This window comes from Nonomuraea sp. NPDC004186 (assembly GCF_053603495.1).
In genome coordinates, this window is record NZ_JBSGFQ010000178.1 from 1 (window position 1) to 18954 (window position 18954).

The 18954-nt window shown below is 72.0% G+C and carries 14 protein-coding genes and 1 pseudogene; 10 read left to right on the forward strand and 5 right to left on the reverse strand.

What is annotated here, in order from left to right:
* Positions 1 to 121 precede the first annotated feature (121 nt).
* Positions 122 to 1102, reverse strand: coding sequence for an AraC-like ligand-binding domain-containing protein (locus ACWEPL_RS60700; protein WP_452442098.1), 981 nt, complete (start codon positions 1100 to 1102; stop codon positions 122 to 124).
* A 691-nt stretch (positions 1103 to 1793) separates the two neighbouring features.
* Between ACWEPL_RS60700 and ACWEPL_RS60705 the strand changes: the two genes are divergently transcribed.
* Complete coding sequence (locus tag ACWEPL_RS60705; RefSeq protein WP_452442099.1) at positions 1794 to 2447, forward strand: class I SAM-dependent methyltransferase; 654 nt, start codon at positions 1794 to 1796, stop codon at positions 2445 to 2447.
* Between the two features lie 15 nt (positions 2448 to 2462).
* On the opposite strand, the gene ACWEPL_RS60710 is transcribed toward ACWEPL_RS60705, so the two are convergent.
* Positions 2463 to 4568 carry a BTAD domain-containing putative transcriptional regulator gene (locus ACWEPL_RS60710; protein WP_452442107.1) on the reverse strand — a complete coding sequence of 702 codons (2106 nt, stop codon included), beginning with the start codon at positions 4566 to 4568 and terminating at the stop codon, positions 2463 to 2465.
* A 352-nt stretch (positions 4569 to 4920) separates the two neighbouring features.
* On the opposite strand from ACWEPL_RS60710, the gene ACWEPL_RS60715 reads away from it, so the two are divergent.
* From ACWEPL_RS60715 to ACWEPL_RS60730, 4 genes are all read left to right on the forward strand, one after another.
* Positions 4921 to 5793, forward strand: a complete 873-nt coding sequence (locus ACWEPL_RS60715) for an alpha/beta fold hydrolase (RefSeq protein ID WP_452442100.1) — start codon at positions 4921 to 4923, stop codon at positions 5791 to 5793.
* 138 nt (positions 5794 to 5931) lie between these two features.
* The gene (locus ACWEPL_RS60720; protein WP_452442101.1) at positions 5932 to 7128 is read left to right on the forward strand and encodes a cytochrome P450; all 1197 of its coding nucleotides are present in this window, start codon (positions 5932 to 5934) and stop codon (positions 7126 to 7128) included.
* Positions 7129 to 7150: 22 nt separating this feature from the next.
* The gene (locus ACWEPL_RS60725) at positions 7151 to 7759 is read left to right on the forward strand and encodes a TetR/AcrR family transcriptional regulator (RefSeq protein WP_363968546.1); all 609 of its coding nucleotides are present in this window, start codon (positions 7151 to 7153) and stop codon (positions 7757 to 7759) included.
* Positions 7760 to 7810: 51 nt separating this feature from the next.
* Complete coding sequence (locus ACWEPL_RS60730; RefSeq protein WP_452442102.1) at positions 7811 to 9232, forward strand: serine/threonine-protein kinase; 1422 nt, start codon at positions 7811 to 7813, stop codon at positions 9230 to 9232.
* Here ACWEPL_RS60730 and ACWEPL_RS60735 read toward each other — a convergent pair.
* A complete protein-coding gene (locus tag ACWEPL_RS60735) occupies positions 9196 to 10446 on the reverse strand; it encodes an alpha/beta hydrolase (RefSeq protein WP_452442103.1) in 1251 nt (416 codons plus the stop codon). The two genes, ACWEPL_RS60730 and ACWEPL_RS60735, sit on opposite strands and share 37 nt — an antisense overlap.
* Positions 10447 to 10551: 105 nt before the next feature.
* On the opposite strand from ACWEPL_RS60735, the gene kstD reads away from it, so the two are divergent.
* The 3 genes from kstD to ACWEPL_RS60750 all read left to right on the forward strand — a co-directional run bounded on the left by kstD (position 10552) and on the right by ACWEPL_RS60750 (position 15121).
* Positions 10552 to 12309 carry a 3-oxosteroid 1-dehydrogenase gene (gene kstD, locus ACWEPL_RS60740; protein ID WP_350734378.1) on the forward strand — a complete coding sequence of 586 codons (1758 nt, stop codon included), beginning with the start codon at positions 10552 to 10554 and terminating at the stop codon, positions 12307 to 12309.
* A gap of 41 nt (positions 12310 to 12350) precedes the next feature.
* Positions 12351 to 13211, forward strand: a complete 861-nt coding sequence (locus ACWEPL_RS60745) for an LLM class flavin-dependent oxidoreductase (RefSeq protein WP_452442104.1) — start codon at positions 12351 to 12353, stop codon at positions 13209 to 13211.
* A 71-nt stretch (positions 13212 to 13282) separates the two neighbouring features.
* Positions 13283 to 15121 (forward strand): serine hydrolase domain-containing protein, encoded by a 1839-nt coding sequence (locus tag ACWEPL_RS60750; protein WP_452442105.1) that lies wholly within the window; start codon positions 13283 to 13285, stop codon positions 15119 to 15121.
* 8 nt (positions 15122 to 15129) lie between these two features.
* Here ACWEPL_RS60750 and ACWEPL_RS60755 read toward each other — a convergent pair whose 3' ends face one another.
* The gene (locus tag ACWEPL_RS60755) at positions 15130 to 16041 is read right to left on the reverse strand and encodes a hypothetical protein (RefSeq protein WP_452442106.1); all 912 of its coding nucleotides are present in this window, start codon (positions 16039 to 16041) and stop codon (positions 15130 to 15132) included.
* Between the two features lie 109 nt (positions 16042 to 16150).
* Positions 16151 to 17683 (reverse strand): MDR family MFS transporter, encoded by a 1533-nt coding sequence (locus ACWEPL_RS60760; RefSeq protein WP_363969037.1) that lies wholly within the window; start codon positions 17681 to 17683, stop codon positions 16151 to 16153.
* A gap of 146 nt (positions 17684 to 17829) precedes the next feature.
* On the opposite strand from ACWEPL_RS60760, the gene ACWEPL_RS60765 reads away from it, so the two are divergent.
* On the forward strand, positions 17830 to 18411 hold the full coding sequence (locus ACWEPL_RS60765) for a TetR/AcrR family transcriptional regulator (RefSeq protein ID WP_350734384.1): 582 nt from the start codon (positions 17830 to 17832) through the stop codon (positions 18409 to 18411).
* Between the two features lie 108 nt (positions 18412 to 18519).
* Positions 18520 to 18954, forward strand: a pseudogene (locus ACWEPL_RS60770) (shikimate dehydrogenase); the annotation flags it as partial.

The window sequence follows — 18954 nt, forward strand, 5'->3', positions numbered from 1 at the left end:
GCCCGGTGGGGTCACCGCACCCCGCCGGGCAAACGGCCGTCGGGGCGGAGGTTCGTGACCGCCCATCTTTCGAAGCCTCAAGGGGTGCGGGCGGTGGCCGGGCCTGTCGTTACGGGCATCTTCAGTCTGAATGCACTGTCGCGGACTGCTCGCGGAATTGGCGTGGCGGCAGGCCGTAGGCGTTGCGGAAGGCCTGGCTGAAATGCGCGGCGTTGGTGAATCCCCATCGGGCTGCGATCGCGTTGATCGGGCGGGTGGCCAGCTGGGGGTCGGCGAGATCGCGCCGGCATTGTTCCAGGCGGCGTTCACGGATCCAGCCGGCGACCGTGTGTCCCTCCTGCTGGAACAGTTTGTGCAGGTAGCGCAGGGAAATGTGGTGGGCGGCGGCGATCGCGTCCGGGTTCAGATGGGGGTCGCCAAGGTGGTCCCGGATGAAGGCGTGGATCTGGGCCATCATCGCGCGCCGCCGGTTGTGGGGTGGCACCCCGTTCTCGGCGTCGAGCACGTTCGCCAGCACCAGGGTCAGCACATCGAGGGTGAGGGTGGACAGCCGGGAGGTCTCCACCGGACTGAGGTCGGGCATGTGCCGGGCGAGTTGCAGCAGGAACTGTGACGACAGCGCACCGATGGCCTGGGTGCCGGGGATGCGCATGGCACTGAGGCGCCGCAGGTCCTGGGAGGGCAACGGCAGCAGCGAGCGGTGGAAGTGCAGGATCATCACCCGGCTCACCGGAATATGCGCCGCATGCTCGACCTGGTAGGGACGCGAGGTGTCGACCAGGACCAGATCCCCCGGGCCGAGATCCGTGCGCCGGCCGTTCTGCGTCACCGTGCTGCCGCCGCTGACGGTGCAGGCCAGCTCGAACAATTCAGGGTCGGCCCGCCGGATGAGCCTGGGTGTGCGGTGGGCCGAATGCGGCACTACGGTCGCCAGCGTCGCCTGCACCGGGCCGAACTCGCTGAAACCGACGTGCGCCCGGAATCCGCTCTCCATCCGCGGGTCGCAGCGTAAGTCGTAGGGCACGTGGAGCTTCGAGTTCATCTCCCGCCAGTAGGCGAACCGCTCTTCCGCCGGGATCTCGGCGGTGCTGATCACGTCCATATTCCCCACCACAGGATCGGGGGCACAGGCCGGATCAGCATTGCTCGGGCGAGGTCGCCGACGCAACCTGTTACCCGCCCGACCAGGTCACCGCCTCGGTCGTGCGGATGGGCACGGCCGTCGTGGTCGCCGCCGCCCGCGGTGTCGTCTCGCCGGGGACGGCGCTCGCTCCCACTGTCTGCCCGGGGCGGCCGGCTGTCAATGGTCCTGTACGGGGTGCAGGCCGCTCTCCGGGAGGCTCGAGAACGCGATCGGAGAGGAGGGCGGATATGGGGGTGCCGACCGGATCATGACCGGAGCTCTACCGCTGAGCTTTGCGCGCCAAAAGGCGCGCAGCGGGGACTTGAACCCTGCGACCGCCGGTGCCGGAGATAACCGAACGACTTCGACCCGCCCTCCCCTGATCGTCAGCTTTGCCGGAGGCACGGATATGGGGCTCCGGCCATGTGATCTTTTTTGCAGAAAGAGATAACCGATGCAGTTCGACCCGTACTCGCACCAGACCCAACGGATGTGAGGGACCAGCGAGGTAAGACGCTAGCGCACTCGCCGGCGGGTCTCGATCGATTTTCGTGCGATCGTGATCATCCGTCGGAGAGCGCGGCGTAACGGCAGCACACCCGCATGGCTTCGCCGGGTGGCGGTGCAACGGGGCCGCGACCGTGAATGACGATCGCTAGGGTTGGTCGTCATGGCGCTGCTGTCTCACCTCGACCGTTTCAACAAGCGGCACCCGTGGAGCCACAACGACCACTACGGCGGCTGGGTCGTCGGCCAGGTGGCCGCGTCCGGGGCCGGCCACGTCCTTGACGTCGGGTGCGGCACGGGCAACCTCGTCGCCCTGCTCCGCCGCCGCGCCGCCACCGTCACCGGGCTCGAACCCGACCCCGCGACCGCCGGGGCCGCGGCGGAGCGCTTCGCCGACGACCCCGCGGTCACCATCGTCCAGAGCGACTTCGCCGGGCGTGACCCGCAGCGGCGCTGGGACGCCGTCACCCTCGTCGCCGTCCTGCACCATCTCCCGCTGGTGCCCACGCTGCGGGAACTGCGCGGCTGTCTCGCCCCGGGCGGTCGCCTCGTGGTCGTCGGCTGTTACCGCGAGGCGGGGCCCGCCGATCTGCTCGCGGCCCTGCCTGCCATGGTCGCCAACCCGATCATGGGGCTGGTCAAGCATCCTGCCCGCGCCGACGCGCCGCCCCCGCACATGACGGCGCCCACCGCCGAGGCGCAGGAGACCCTGGCCGACATCAGGGCCGCGGCCGCGCAGGAGTTGCCCGGCGCCCGGGTCCGGCGTCGCCTGTTCTGGCGGTACACCCTGGTCTACGACGCTCCCGCCGAGGCCTGAGGGCTTGGGGAGCACTCAGCGGAGGAGATCGAGGTGGTGGGAGACCGGGCCCAGGGTGAGGAGGCCGCTGCCCGCTCCGGCCAGCTCCGCCGCCGCGGGTGCGAGTGCGGTGCGGGCGCGCGCCATGGTCTCCCTGTCGCCGACGGCCGCGGCGGCCCGTGCGACCAGGCACCACATGGCCTCCAAGAGCAGGTCGCGCGGTGGGTCGGGTACGTCACGCAGCTTCGCCGCAGCCTCGTGGCGGTGTCCGAGCCTGAGGAGGACCAGCGGGCGCGTCCACGGATCGTAGGGGCCGAAGTCGGCGCCGTCGTCGGCCGAGGTGGGTGAGGTGTGCCGCAGGCGCAGGCACAGAAGGGCGAGCGGCAGGAGACCGTGTTCCAGGCCGGGCATGCCGGCGCCGTCCAGGCGGGCGGCGGCGGATCGGTAGGCCGCCTCGACCTTCTGCGGCGGGGCCTGGCCGGTCGCGTCGAGGCGCAGCGCTCGATACCACTGGGTGAACACGCCCACCAGCGGCAGCTCGTGCTGCGCGGCCAGGTGATCGGCGGCGGTCGCGTGGGTGTCGGCTCCGGGGAAGTCCGCGAGCGCGCTGCGGGCTTGGAGGCGGATGAGGTGGCCCAGGACCTCGTAGGTGACCAGGCCGTGCCGGGCCGACAGCGCGATCAGCTCGGCGCCGATGGCGTCCCGGTCGGGCGCCAGGCCCGTACGGTGGAACGTCTGCATGAAGACGCCGTTGAGCGCGAACGCCAGCAGGCCCGGGTCGTCCAGGCGGCGGGCGAGCACCTCCGCCTCACGGGCGGCGATGGGGCCTCGTGCCGCGTTCGTGCCGCGGGACTCCAGGGCGATCGTGGCCAGCAGTCGGGCTCGCACCGCGTCACGGGCCCCCAGCGGGGAACGCGTCCCGTCAGCGGGGGCGGCAGCGGCGCGGCTCTCTGAGGCCGCGGTCGCATGCTCCGGGAGCGGCCCTGTGCCCGCTGGGACAGCGGTCATCCCCGCTGGGGTAGCGGTCGTGTCCGGTGGGAGGGTGGCGGCCGGGCTCGGGGTGCTCGGTGGGAGGGTGGCGAGGGTGCGTTCGGCGGCTGCGATCACGTGGCTTGCCTGGTCGGGGTCGTCGAGGCGGGTCCAGATCGCGGGTACGTCGTAGGCGCCGATGACGCGGGCCGTCAGCTCCACGTCCCCCAGTTCCTCGGCCGCCGCGATGGCCGCCACCCGGTGTTCGCGGGCCGCTCGCAGGCCGCCGCCACCCGTCACCGCGAGGTCGCGCATCAGCCCCACCGTCGACTCCAGCCGGGCGCGCGCACCCGACGGCACGCTGCGGTCGTAGGCGGCGGCAGCCCGTGCCCACACCGTGTCCGCCGGGCCCTGACGGCCGGGGGCGAGGTGAGGGGCGTGGTGGAGGATGTCCGCCTCCAGGCGGCTCAACCCGGGACCGGGGTCCACGCCCAGGTGCTCGACCAGCAGCTCCCGCGCCCGGCGCAGCACCGCGAGCGCGTCGCCCTGGCGGCCGGTACGGTACAGCGCCAGAGCCAGCAGCCGCCAGCCCTCCTCCCGCCAGGGATGTTCGGCGACGTGGGCGTCCAGGTCGGGGACCGCCTCCCCGGCCAGTCCCAGGTCCAGGCGGGCCTCGGCCTGGCGTTCGACGGCGTGCAGCCGCAGCTCCGTCAGGCGGGAGCGTTCGGCACGGGCCCAGGGCTCGTCGGAGAAGTCGGCGTAGGCGGGCCCGCGCCACCATCCCAGCGCCTCCTCGACGCGGGGGAGCACGTCCGCGGGCGACCCGGAGGCGGTCACCGCCCGTTCGAAGCGCCAGGCGTCCACCGCGTCCGGTTCCGCGCGCAACGCGTACCCCGGCCCTTCGGTGACCAGCAGCCGGGCCGGGGACCTGGGCGGGCGCTGCGGCTCCAGCGCCCGGCGCAGCGCCGCCACGAATGTACGCAGCGCGCCGACCGCGTCCGGCGGCGGGTCCTCCCACAGGTCCGTCACCAGGTGGGCGACCGGTACGACGCGCCGCCGGGCGACGATGAGCCGGGCCAGCACCGCGCGATGGCGCGGCCCCTTCAAGGCGATCGGGTCCCCTGCCCCGTCCCAGGCGGCCACCGGCCCCAGCACGCCGAACGTCACCTGCACTGCCCCCGTCACCCCCTTCTACCGGTCATGCCGGCCGACCGACCCGTCGGCCGCCACCAGCGCCCCCGCTGGTGGCGGGCGTCCTTTTGCGCCTCGGTGCCGAGCAGGCGGGCAGGCAGGCGCCTGAGCGGGGCCCGGCCGTGCCTGCCACTGGCCGTGCCCGCCGCCGGTCTCGGGTGCCGCCGGCCTCAGGCGCCGCAGCCCGATGGCAAGCCTGGCACACCGGTAGCCCCACTCCACGCAGGGTCAGCCGGCCTCAGGTCACGGTAGCGCGCTGATCGGATGCTCATTCACGCCCGGCACGCTGGATCCCTCTCCCACCGGAACGAACTGACCGAAAGAGAGGGCCATCGTGGTCATCGAAGGCTTCACCTATCACCGCGTCCCCGTCGCCGACGGCGTGTCGCTCAGCGCGGCCGTCGCGGGGGAGGGCAGCCCGATCGTGCTGCTGCACGGCTTCCCGCAGACGCACCTCATGTGGCGGCACGTCGCCGCCGACCTGGCCGCCGACCACACGGTCATCTGCCCCGACCTCCGTGGTTACGGCGCCAGCGACAAACCCGCCGAGACCGGACCCGGCACCTATGCCAAGCGGACCATGGCCGCCGACGTCGTGGCGCTGGCCCGGGCGTTCGGGCACGAGCGGTTCGCCCTGGCCGGGCACGATCGCGGAGCCCTGGTGGCCTTCCGCGCCGGGCTCGACCACCCGGCGGCGATCACCCACCTGGCCTGCCTGGACGTGCTGCCGACCGTGGACATGTGGGACGTGATGCGCGGGGCGTCGGCGACGGTCGGCTTCCACCTCTACCTGATGGCCCAGCCGCCCGGGCTGCCGGAGGCGATGATCGCGGCCTGCCCGGACGTGTTCTTCGGCCACTTCCTCGACGCCTGGACGGGCGACGCGCAGGCGATCCCCGCCGAGGTACGTGCCGCGTACCTGGAGGCCTGCCGCGAGGCGATCCCCTCGATCGTCGCCGACTACCGCGCCTCGGCCGGCATCGACGCCGAGCACGACCGGGCCGACCGGGAGGCGGGCAGGCGCCTGGAGATGCCGGTGACGGTGCTGCAGCAGGACTGGGGCGCCGCCCTCGGCTACGACGCGGCGGCGCTGTGGCGGGCGTGGGCGCCGCGGCTGCGGCACGACACCGTCGGCCACGGCCACTTCATGGCCGAGGAGGCGCCCGCCGAGATCGCCAAGGCCCTGCGGGAGCTGCTCACCCGCTGATACGAGGCCCTGGGTGAGCTGGACGCGACCACAACACCCGGACCGGCTCGACCCGCTGACCGGCTCCGCTCGCTCCGGGCCCGAAAGCAATAGACTTCTATCGTTTTCAGGCCACGGTCGATCCCCCGAGGAGCTGGCATGAGCGAGCCTGTAACCCTGCCCCTGTACATGCGCCGGAACGCGTTCGACCCGGATCCCGAGGTCGCGGTGGCACGCGACAAGGACGGCGTCCGGCGGGAGAAGTCCCCGTTCGGCCTCGACGTCTGGATGGTCAGCCGCTTCTCCGACGTCAGGGAGGTGCTCGGGGACTCCGGGCGCTTCAGCAACGCCCAGCGCAACGTCTTCAGGGCCCCCGGCATGCCGAAGGCGAGCCCCGAGGAGATCGAGCGGTTCCGGGCGGGCAACCTGCTCGCCTTCGACCCTCCCGAGCACACCCGGCTGCGCCGGATGCTGACGCCCGAGTTCACCATGCGCCGGATGCGCCGCCTGGAGCCGCGCATCCGGGACATCGTCACCGAGCACCTGGACGCCATGGAGGCCGCCGGGCCGCCCGCCGACCTGGTCTCGGCCTTCGCCCTGCCGGTCCCGTCCCTGGTGATCTGCGAGCTGCTCGGCGTCCCGTACGCCGACCGGGGCGACTTCCAGCAGCGTACGGGGAAGATGCTCGACGTCTCGCTGCCCATCCAGGAGCGGGGCGCCGCCCAGCTCGAGTCGCGCGCCTACATGGCCGAGCTGGTCGCCCGCACCCGGACCGAGCCGGGCGAGGACCTGCTCGGCATGCTCGTACGCGAGCACGGCGACGACCTGAGCACCGACGAGCTGGCCGGCATCGCCTCGCTGCTCCTGCTGGCCGGCCACGAGACCACCTCCAACATGCTCGGCATCGGCACCCTGGCCCTGCTGCGCCACCCCGGACAGCTGGAGCTCCTCAGGCGCGAACCCGAGCGGATCAACGCCGCCGTGGAGGAGCTGCTGCGCTGGCTCAGCATCGTCCACACGGGCACGTTCAAGGTCGCCACCGCCGACACCGAGCTGGCCGGGCAGCCGATCGCGGCGGGTGACCTGGTGGTGTGCGCCCTGCCCGCGGCCAACCGCGACCCGGCCTACATCGCCGACCCCGACCGGCTCGACATCGGCCGCGGCGACATGGGGCACGTGGCCTTCGGCCACGGCGTGCACCACTGCCTGGGCGCGCCGCTGGCCAGGATGGAGATGCAGATCGCCTTCCCCGCCCTCTTCGAGCGCTTCCCAGGCCTGCGCGAGGCCGGGGAGCCGGCCGAGTTCCGCGCCTTCAACGTGGTGTACGGGCTGCGCTCGTTCCCGGTGGCCTGGTGACCGGCTGCTAACGTGACGGATCGTGCACGAGCAGGGACAGCGAGCCGACGCGCTGCGTAACTCGGACAAGATCGTCCGGGCCGCGATCGCGAGTCTGCGTGAGAGCGGTCCGGCGCTGTCCCTGGACGAGATCGCCCGGCGCGCCGGGATCGGGATCGCGACCGTCTACCGGAGGTTCGGCGACCGGGACGGGGTGATCAGGGCCGCGTTCCAGACGTACTTCGCCGAGGAGATCGAACCGCTCGCCCTGGCCGCGCGCGACGCCGACGACGCCGGGAGCGCGCTGACCGAGGCGCTGGCAGCCACCGTGGACACCCTGGCCGCCCACCACGGGCTGTTGCGGGCGGCCCGGGAGTCGGGCGCGTTCACGGTCGACATCGCCGAGCGGTTCATGGGGCCGCTGGGCGCCGTGCTGGCCAGAGCGCAGCGGGAGGGGCGGGTGCGGGCGGACCTGATGGTGCGCGACCTGGCGGCGATCGTCGTGATGGCCCTGGCGACCGTGCATCCGCGCGACCCCGAGCACGCCGATCCGCGCCGCTACCTGGCCCTGCTGCTGTCCGGCGTGCGGCCCTCGCCCGACGAGCTGCCCGTCCCCGGCTGCCCGTCCGCACGCCTCCGAAAGCCTCGCTGAGGGCAGGGGGATAGGTCGAACGAGGATGTTCTCGTGCGGGAGTATGGGGCGATGGATCCTGTACGGGATGGCGACCCTCGGCGGATAGGGCCGTACCGGCTGATCGGGCAGTTGGGCAGCGGCGGGATGGGCCGGGTCTTCCTGGGCCGCTCCCGCGGCGGCCGGGCGGTCGCGGTGAAGGTCGTGCACGCCGAACTGGCCGGCGACGCGGAGTTCCGGCGCCGGTTCGCCGCCGAGGTCGAGGCCGCCCGCCGGGTCGGCGGCTTCTACACCGCCGAGGTGGTCGACGCCGACGCCGATGCCGACCCGCCCTGGCTGGCCACCGCCTACATCCCCGGCCCCTCCCTGGCCGAGGCCGTCACGGGGCACGGGCCGCTGCCGCCCGCGGCGGTCCGGGTGCTGGGGGCGGGCCTGGCCGAGGGGCTGGCCGCGATCCACTCGACGGGCCTGGTCCACCGCGATCTCACCCACCGCAACGTGATCCTCGCCGACGACGGGCCGCGCGTCATCGACTTCGGCATCGCCAAGGCCCTCGACACCGTGCACTTCTCGACGCGCGTCATCGGCACGCCCGGATTCATGTCCCCCGAGCAGGCCCGGGCCGGCCAGATCGGCCCGGAGAGCGATGTGTTCTCCCTCGGCTGCGTCCTCGCCTACGCCGCCACCGGCACCGGGCCGTTCGGCGGCGGCAGGGCCGACCTGGTCGTCTACCGGGTCGTCCACGAAGAGCCCGACCTCGGCGGCGTCCCCGCCGACCTCGTGCCGCTGCTGCGTGCCTGCCTGGCCAAGACCCCGGCCGACCGGCCCCGGCTGGATGACCTCCTCGACCGGCTGGAAGGGCCCGACGCCGTCACCCACTGGCTCCCACCGGACGTCACCACCATGATCACCGAACGGGGCACGGCGATCCGCACCCTGACCCCGCCCGGCGACCCCGAACCGCCGGAGCCCCCTGCGCGGGACGCCGGCGAGGCGGAACGCCCGGCGGCGGCGACCGAGCCCGGTGGCGGCACCGCGACCGCCGCGGCGACGCTGGCGCTGCTGTGCCTTCCGGGGCTGCTGGCCATGGTCTTCCAGGCCGCCGCACTCCTCATCGACCCCGGTCCGCCGGTCTGGTTGATGCTGGCGAACCTGATGGTGGGCGTGGCGGAGGCGGCCGTGCTCGCGACGGGAGCGCTGCTGCTGTTCCGGCGCCACGCGGCCGGGCGCTGGATGATCGCGGTGACCGGCGGCGCGGTGGCTCTGCACGGCATGAGCGCCAGCGCGCAGTACCTGCTGACAGGTGGACGGCTGACGCTGGAGACACCTGTCTCCGTGCTCATCTTCGTCATCGCCCCGCTGACCGCCTTGGCGGCGGCCGGCGCCATGCTCATGGCCCTGCTCCCGTCCACCGGCCGCTGGTGCCTGCGCTCAAACCGGGCGGAGGGTCCGGCGCGTCAGGCGTTGGGGCAGCGGGGCGGGGCCGTGCCGTAGGCGTACTGGAGGAAGTCGGTCAGCATCGCGGGCCAGGAGTTCCAGTCGTGGCCGCCCGTGCCGTAGCAGTAGCGGTGGCCGACGCCCAGGCCGGTCAGGGTCTGGTCGAAGACGCTCGCGTACGAGCCGAGGATGGCCTCGTTCACCGCGAGGGCGTTGGTGTTCGCCGGGGACGTGGTGCTGTAGGCGCACTCCGCGGGCGCGGGGCCATGGCCGTCGCCGAGGATGTACTGGCCCGACGGGTCGCGTGGCAGCGACTGGCAGCCGCCCGCGTACAGGCCGAGCCTGCCGCTGAAGGGCGCGTACCTGCCCTCCGTCACGAGCACCGCCGGGTTGGCGGCGGGCCAGTCGAGGTCTCCGGAGGCGCTGGTGGTGTGCGGCCCGAACAGGGTGTCCAGCCGGTAGACGAGCTGTTGCTGCTGGTCGAGCACGGGCAGCCACCCGTCGTACTTGTTGACCCGGTACGGCCCCGGGTCCAGCACGGTGATCGCGGCCCCGGACTGCCACATCGAGTCGGAGACCGTCCGCTGGGCGGGCTTGCCGCGCAGGTCGATGCCCGGCGAGAAGGCGCCGATGACGGAGAACACGTCGGGGTGCGCGGCGGCGTACTTCAGCGTGCCGAACCCGCCCATCGACAGCCCCGCCAGGCCCCGCCCCGACCGGTTGGCGATCGTGTTGAAGTTGGCGTCGATCCACGGGATGAGCTGCGAGATGTGGTACGTCTCCCACTTCGGCGCGAAATATCCGTCCGTACGCCCGGCCCAGTCGCTGTACCAGCCGGTCATGCCACCGGTCGGCATCACCACGATCCCGTCGTACGGGTGGCCGGGCGTGGTGCGGATCAGGGACACGAGGTCGGTCTTGGTCGTCCACTCGTCGTAGTCGTCGCCGCCGCCGTTGATGAGGTAGAGGGAGCGGTAGCGGGTGCTCCTGGCGGGGTCGTACCCCGGGGGCAGGTAGACGCGCACGCTGATCTCGTGGGCGAGCGGGTCGATCGCGGGGGTGCCGCCGGCCGCCTGGAAGATCGCCGTCGAGGTCATGACGACGTCACGCAGCTCGGAGCCGTCGTTCTGGAGATGTCGCTCGACCCGCACGCAGGTGATGCCGTGGCCGTTCGGCTGGGGGAGCGTGGTCGAGCACGTCTCGGCGTACGCCGTCGTCGCGGGCGCCACGAGCGCCGCGGCGAACAGGAGCACGGCGGCCAATCGTCGCATCGCATCTCCTCTACGGACCGTCCCGATCATGGCACCAGGCTTCGGCGGCGGCGTCAACACCCGGCCGCATTGACAGTGAAAACAACCAAGCGCATGCTTGCCGTCATGGTCGAATCCAGCCTCACCCCCCAGGGCCAGAGCCGGCGCGCCCTGTTACGCGGGGCCGCCGTGGCGGGCGGCGCAATGGTCGCGGGCGCCGCGCTCGGCAGCGCGCCGGCCCGTGCCGAGGTCGAGTACGACGTCGTGGTGGTCGGCGCCGGAGCCGCCGGGATGACCGCGGCGCTGACGGCGGCCAAACGCGGGCTGCGCACCGTCGTGGTGGAGAAGGCCCCGACGTTCGGCGGCTCGGCCGCCCGATCGGGCGCGGGCATCTGGATCCCGTGCAACGAGGTCATCCTCGCCGCCGGAGTCCAGGACACCCCGGCCAAGGCCGCCGCCTACCTGGCCCGCGTCGTCGGCGACACCGTGCCGATCGAGCGGCAGCGGGCCTTCCTGTCGGCCGGGCCGGCGATGATCTCGTTCGTGATGCGCAACAGCCCGCTGCGCTTCCGGTTCATGGAGGGCTACTCCGACTACTATCCGGAGTTCACCGGCGGCATGCCGAACGGGCGCTCCATCGAGCCCGCCCAGCTCGACGGCAACATCCTCGGCGCCGAGCTGGCCCACCTGAACGGCCCGTACATCCAGACCCCCGCGGGCCTGGTGGTCTACAGCGCCGACTACAAGTGGCTGACGCTCGCCGCCGTCAACGCCAAGGGCCTCGAGGTGAGCGCCGCGTGCCTGCTGCGCGGCACCGAGGCCGCGCTGCGCGGCGAGAAGCCGCTGACCATGGGCCAGTCCCTGGCCGCCGGCCTGCGCGCGGGGCTGCTCTCGGCCGGCGTGCCGGTGCTGCTGAACACCCCGCTGCTCGACCTCAAGGTCGAGTCCGGCCGCGTCACCGGCGTCGTCACGCCCGGCGGCCTGGTCAAGGCCAAGCGCGGCGTGATCGTCGGCTCGGGCGGGTTCGAGCACAGCGCGGCCATGCGCACGGAGTTCCAGCGCCAGCCCATCGGCACGAGCTGGACCGTCGGCGCCAAGGAGAACACCGGCGACGGCATCGAGGCCGGCGAGCGGGTCGGCGCCGCCCTGGACCTGATGGACGACGCCTGGTGGGGCCCGGCCATCCCGCTGCCCGGCCAGCCGTACTTCTGCCTGGCCGAACGCACCCTGCCGGGCTGCCTGCTGGTCAACGGCAACGGCGTGCGCTTCGTCAACGAGGGCGCCCCCTACAGCGACGTCGTCCACGTCATGTACGACCGCAACAGCGCGTCCGCGCCGCACATCCCCGCCTGGCTCATCGTCGACCAGAACTACCGCAACAAGTACCTGTTCCGGGACGTCGCGCCGCTGCTGCCGCTGCCCGACGAATGGTTCGCCGGCGGCGCCGCGTTCAAGGCGTGGACGATCGAGCAGCTGGCCCAGAAGATCGGCGTCCCGCAGGCGGCGCTGCGCGGCACCATCGACCGCTTCAACGGGTTCGCCGCGACAGGCAAGGACCTCGACTTCCACCGCGGCGACAGCGCCTACGACCGCTACTACGCCGACCCGCTGGTCAAGCCGAACCCGTGCCTCGCGCCGCTGTGGCTGCCGCCCTTCTACGCGTTCAAGATCGTCCCGGGGGACCTCGGCACCAAGGGCGGGATGCGCACCGACGCCCGGTCGCGGGTGCTGCGGGCCGACGGGTCGGTCATCCCCGGCCTGTACGCCGCCGGCAACGCCAGCGGAGCCGTCATGGGCCACAGCTACGCCGGCTCCGGCTCGACCATCGGCCCCGCCATGACCTTCGGGTACGTGGCCGCCAACGACATCGCCGACACGCCTTAAAACGATTGCCGTCCCCCGCCGCGGGCCAGCAGCATGGCGGGATGCACTTCTCGATCAACATTCCGAACTTCGGCGACTTCGCCGACCCCAGGACCGTCGCCTCGGTGGCCGTCGCCGCGGAACAGGCGGGCTGGGACGCGCTGTTCGTCTGGGATCACGTCGTCCACGTCAAGAGCAGGCGGCGGGCGTTCGGCGACCCCTGGATGCTGCTGACGGCGGCGGCGCTGGCGACCACCCGGATCAGGCTCGGCACCCTGGTCACCCCGGTCGCCCGGCGCCGGCCGCAGCAGCTGGCCCGCCAGGTCGCCACGCTCGACGCGCTCAGCGGCGGCCGGGTGATCTTCGGCGCGGGCCTGGGCGGGCCGATCGAGGACGAGTACGGCAGCTTCGGCGAGCCCACCGACCCGGTCGTGCTCGCCGAGCTCCTCGACGAGGGCCTGGACCTGCTCGCCCGCTACTGGAGCGGCGAGCCGGTCACCCATCACGGGCGGCACTTCCGGGCCGAGGACGTGACCCTGCTGCCGCCGACCGTGCAACGCCCCCGCCCGCCGGTATGGGTCGCCGGGTTCTGGCCCAACCGCAGGCCGATGCGCCGGGCCGCCCGCTGGGACGGCGCCGTCCCGCTGTTCGGGCCGGGCTCGCACGGATACGGGCCGCCCGTCGACCAGGTGCGGGAGCTGGCCGCGTACGTACGTGAGCAGCGCGAGGACGACGGCCCCTTCGAGCTCGTCGTCGGCGGCGTCAGCCCTGCCGACGCCGCCCAGTCCCGCGACCTGCTCGGCCCGCTCATGGACGCCGGCGCCACCTGGTGGGACGAGCGCCAGCCGATCGACGGCGCCGACCTGGACCGGCTCGCGCCCGTACTGCGCCGCATCGAGCAGGGCCCGCCCACCGTGGGGTGAATCGAGGAGTGTCTGCGGTCTGCCATGATTCAAACGCAGTTGGTGACCATTGCCCCCTGAGGAGTTCCCCCTTGGACCGCAGACATTTCCTCACCCTGACCGGCGCCGCGGGCCTGGCCGCCGTGGACTTCGCCCGGCCGGCGCTGGCGGCGGGCTACCCGTTCGCCGACGCGGGTGTTCCCGATGAGCTGCATGCCAAGATGGGGGAGCTGGCGCCGTACGGCGTCACCACGGTTGCGTTCACGCCGTCCGGCGGCTGGGTGATCGTCACCCAGGACGGCCGTTATTTCGCCCGCGGCGTGCCCGACGCGTGTTTCGCCGAGCTCGGAAAGATGGTCAAGGCCGGGGCGAAGATCCACTGCGCGGCCTTCCCGCCGGAGGGCGGCGACCGCTGGGTGATCACGAGCGACAAGGGGATGGCGGCGCGCGGCCTGCCCGAGGCGTGCCACCAGCGCGTCAGCGACTCCTACACCGCCGGTCGGCAGGTCGTGCACGTCTCGTTCCCGCCGGCCGGCGGCGACCGCTGGGCCGTGGCCGACACCACGGGCTTCTACGCCCGGGGCGTCGACGACGAGTGCTACCAGATGATGCGCAACCTGACGCAGGGCGGGCGCCGCCTGACCGGCGTCGCCTTCCCCAAGAGCGGCGGATGGGTGGTCGTGGCGCAGGACGAGTTCCACGCGCGCGCCATCGACGACGCCTGCTTCAAGAAGCTGAACGAGCTGGCCGCCGGCGGCTGGCAGCTGCACAACGTCGCCTTCTCCGCGGCCGGCGGCTGGGTGGCGAGCACGCGCGGCAAGGTGCCCGCGCTGCCCGCCGACCGGGTGCGGCAGGTCGAGAACGCGGTGGGCGGCGCGACCATCTGGCAGCGGATGAACGCGTGGAAGACGCCCGGGGTGGCCGTCGCGGTGGTGGTCGGCAACAAGATCGCCTGGTCCACCGGGTACGGCTGGCTGGAGGCCGGCAGCGGCGCCGCCGCGCACCCCGAGACCGCCTTCCAGGCCGCCTCCATCAGCAAGGCCGTGGCCGCGGTCGGCGTCATGCGCCTGGCGCAGACGCTCAAGCTGCCCCTGACCGGCGACATCCGGCCCCACCTGGGCTGGACCCTGCCGCGCCGCGACTGCGTCACCTCGACGGCGGTGCCGACCATCGACCGCGTGCTCACGCACCGGGCCGGCCTCGTCGGCCGCGGCTCCACCTCCCCGGCCGACGCCTGCACCGGCTTCGACACCGGCGGCGGCGGCTTCGCCGGCTACGGCCCCGGCGCGACCGTGCCCTCGCTGCTGCAGGTCATGAACGGCGAGGGCAACTCGCCGAAGATCGAGCTCACCACCGCCCCGGGGGCCGAGTTCCACTACTCCGGCGCCGGGTTCGTGCTGCTGCAGCGGATGGTGGAGCAGAAGAGCGGGCTGTCGCTGGCGTCGTACATGGACAAGGAGGTGTTCGGGCCGCTCGGCATGAAGAACAGCTCCTACGCGCTGTCACCGGGCTTCGAGCTGGCCGCCGGCCACACCGCCACCGGCACGGTGATCTCCGGCAAGCGCAACCGCTACCCGGAGTCGGCCGCCGCCGGCCTCTACACGAACGTCCTCGACCTGTGCCGCCTGGTGTCCTACCTCAACAAGGCGTGGACCGCCTCCGGCGACATCGCCGGGCCGCTCACCAGGGCCTCGGTCCGCACGCTGCTCACCGCGGGGCCCGAGCCCACCATGGGGCGGGGCTTCTTCATCGCCGGCTCCGGGACGAAGAACTTCTCCTACACCCACGACGGCTCCAACTACGGCTTCAAGTCCGTGTTCAAGGGCTATCCGGAGCTCGGCGCCGGATACGCGATCCTGGCCAACGGCAACAACATGGGCCTGGTCAACGAGATCGCCGCCGCGGTCCGCTCGGTCTACGGCTGGGCCTGACGCGGCCTTCAGCGACCCTTGGGGCAAGACGGCTTCGTCTTGACGTTCAAGGTCTCGAGCCGGATCGAACCGTCGGCCGGCAGGGCGATGGCCCGGGCGCCGGGGGTGGTCCCCCAGCAGTCGGGCACCAAGAAGTAGTGCCCGTTGGACTCGATCAGGAGGCGCAGGCCGGTGTACTGGTAGAGGAACTCCGCATTCGGGTGCTCGAGCTCGTTCTCCGTGATTCCCCAACGCTCCTCCAGATTCAACCGCTGCGGCGCGTAGACCACCACGGCCATCAGTATTTCTTCCGGGTGTTCCAAGATCTGGTTGGCATCCTCCTTCCCCTTTTCCTTCGCGCGGTCGTTCACGTACCACAGCATCGGGAGCAGCGCCAGCGCCACGAGGGCTGTGCGCTGGACGATCCGAGCGGTGGAGGAAATCCCCGGGCCAGAGCGGAGCGTGGTGAACAGGTAAATGCCGTAAAACACCAAGATCGCGCCAAGGCCCGCGAAGAGGGGCTTGAAGAAGAGTGGCTGATCCCAGCGTTTGGGCCAATCAGCTACAGCTGCCACGGCCACCGCGCCGCTGACGACTCCGAGCGTGAGAAGTGCCAGGATGGTCCACCCCAGAGCGGCGCGATGCCAGACGGTGAATCGGATCAGCACCCCGTGCACAACGGGCGCCACCACGAGCAGCAGGAGGACTACCGTCAGTGGCTCGACGGCCACCATGATGCTGCGCATCACGTACTCCTGGAAGGGGAAGCTCAGCATGCTGGGGTTTACCCCGAGTGCCGAGTACATGGCGTTGAGGCGGAGCGTCCCGATGTAGATCAGGAGCGACGTGATGACGGTGGTCGGCGCGACGATCTGGGCGAGGATGCGACCCACACGGACGATGTCCTGACCGGGCCCGTCGCCATCGCCCACATCCGCCACTGGACCCTCCCCCGATCCCTCGCCGACCTCCTCTTACCGCGCCGGACCCCGCCCCACTCCGGAGGGACCCGCCGCTGACCATGAACTGGCGAATCCTTGCCGTCGCAGGTCAGGCGTTGGCCGGGGCCTCCTCCTTGGCGGGCTCGGGCAGGTCCAGGCTGTCGCGGAGCTTGGCCGGCTTGAGGAAGGCCGCGGCGACGAGGCCGACGACGGCGATCGCGGCCGAGATGAGGAAGATGTGGCCGGTGGCGTCGCCGTACGCGGACCTGACGATCACCTTGATCGGCTCGGGCAGCGCGGCGAGGTTGAGGCTGCCGCCCGCCGCCTGCCCGCCCGCCGGGATGCCGGCCTTGGCCAGGCCCTCGGCGATGTTGGACGCCACCCGGTTGGCCAGGACGGCGCCGAGCACCGACACGCCGACGGTGCCGCCGAGCGAGCGGAAGAAGGTGATCGCGCCGCTGGCCGCGCCGATCTCGCGCAGCGGGACGGTGTTCTGGATGACGAGGACGAGGTTCTGCATCGACATGCCCACGCCGACGCCCACGGCCAGCATGTACGCGGAGATCAGCACCATCGAGGTCTGGTGGTCGATCGTGGCCAGCCCGGCGAAGCCCAGCGTCAGGACGACCAGGCCGGCCAGGATGTACGGCTTGGTCCGGCCGCTCCTGGAGACCATCCGGCCGCTGATCGTCGAGGAGAGCAGCACGCCGGCCATCATCGGGATGGTCAGCAGGCCCGCGGCGGTCGGGCCGTACCCGCGCCCGATCTGGAAGTACTGGCCCAGGAAGACCGAGCCGCCGAACATCGCCATGCCGACCGCCAGGCTGGCCAGGATGGCCAGCGCGGGGGTGCGCCTGCTGATGACGTGCAGCGGCACGACCGGCTCCGTGACCCGGGACTCGACCCAGGTGGCCAGGGCGAGCAGGAGCACGCCGCCGCCCGCCATGGCCGCGGTCTGCCAGGACAGCCAGTCGAACTCGTTGCCGACGAAGGTGACCCAGATGAGCAGGACGCTGACGCCGGCGGCGATGAGGGTGGCTCCCCAGTAGTCGATGCTCACGTCCGAGCGCCGCACGGTCGCCACGCGCAGGGTCTTGGTCAGCAGCGCGAAGGCGACGACGGTGAACGGCACGGCGATGAAGAAGCACCAGCGCCAGCCCAGCCAGGAGGTGTCGGAGATGAGGCCGCCGAGCAGCGGGCCGCCGACGGTGGCCACGGCCATGACCGCGCCGAGGTAGCCGTTGTAGCGGCCGCGCTCCTTGGGAGTGATCATCGCGGCGATGATCACCTGCGTGAGGATCTGCAGGGCGCCCATGCCCAGGCCCTGGATCGCGCGGAAGGCGATGAGCTGCCCGGTGTTCTGGGCGAAGCCGCAGGCCAGCGAGCTGACCATGAAGATCACGATGGAGATCTGCAGGAGCAGCTTCTTGTTGAACAGGTCGGCCAGCTTGCCCCAGATGGGGGTGGAGGCGGTCGAGGCCAGCAGGGAGGCCGTGACCACCCACGTGTACTGCGACTGGCTGCCGTCGAGCGCGCCGATGATCTGGGGGAGCGCGACCGAGACGACCGTGCCGCTGATCATCGCGACGAAGAGGACGAGCAACAGGCCGCTGAGGGCCTCCAGAACCTGGCGGTGGGCCATCGGCTCCGCCGCCGGCGACGGCGCTGCCGTCTGTGCGCTCATGCGCGAACCTCCAAATGAGTACGTGGGACCGGGGCACCATACATGCTCAATGGGAAACTTTGCGCACTGGGCATCTATTCCCGCCGGGTAAGCTTGCCGGCGTCATGGACAGCACAATGGGGTTGCGCGAGCGCAAGAAGGCCGAGACCCGCAGAGCGGTGCACGAGGCCACGCTGCGGCTGGCGATCGAGCACGGCCTGGACAACGTCACGGTCGAGGCCATCGCCGACGCCGCCAACATCTCGCGCCGGACGTTCTCCAACTACTTCGACGGCAAGGAGGAGGCGCTGCTCTACGGCGACGAGCAGCGCCTGCTCGAACTGGTGCGGCGGGTGCGCGAGCAGCCGCCCGAGCTGTCGGCGTGGCGGGCGCTGCGCAGCGCGCTCGACATCTTCGAGGTCGAGACCGTCGCCCCCGACCGGGAGTGGCAGGTGCGCACGAGGCTGGTCATGCGCCACCCCTCGCTGCTGGCCAGGCAACTGGCCAGCCGGATGCGCCTGGAGCGGGAGCTGGACGCGGCGGTGGCCGGGCGCGAGCAGGCCGGGGGCGTCGGTCCCGAGGTGATCGCCGCCGCCTTCCTGGTCGCGATGCGCATCGCGACGCAGAAGTGGCTCGACGACGAGACCCGGACGATGCGGGAGATCACGGAAGAGGTGCTGGACCAGATGGCTCAGCCGTTCGCCTGATCATGGGGCCGGGGAAGGGGCCGGCCCTCGTCTAGCCAGCTAACTCACTAGTACGTACATTAGGAGGCGTCCAACGCACCTGTCCCATCCGCCGGAGAGGAAGAACTGATGGCCTCGTTCCTGACCGGGCTGGTCGGCTCGGGCATCGGCCCCTCGCTCAGCCCGCCGCTGCACGAGCGGGAGGCCGTCCACCACGGGCTGCACTACGTCTACCGCCTGCTCGACACCGACGTGCTCGGGCTCGACGTGGGAGAGCTGGTACGCACCGCGCGCCGCTTCGGCTACGACGGGCTCAACATCACCCACCCGTGCAAGCAGAGCGTCATCCCGCACCTGGACGACCTGTCGCCGGACGCCCGCATGCTCGGCGCCGTCAACACCGTCGTGTTCGACGGCGAGCGCGCCATCGGGCACAACACGGACTGGACGGGGTTCGCCGAATCGTTCGCCCGCGGCCTGCCCGACGCGCCCACCCGCCGGATCGTGCAGCTCGGCGCGGGCGGCGCGGGGGCGGCGGTCGGGCACGCGTTGCTCACCCTGGGC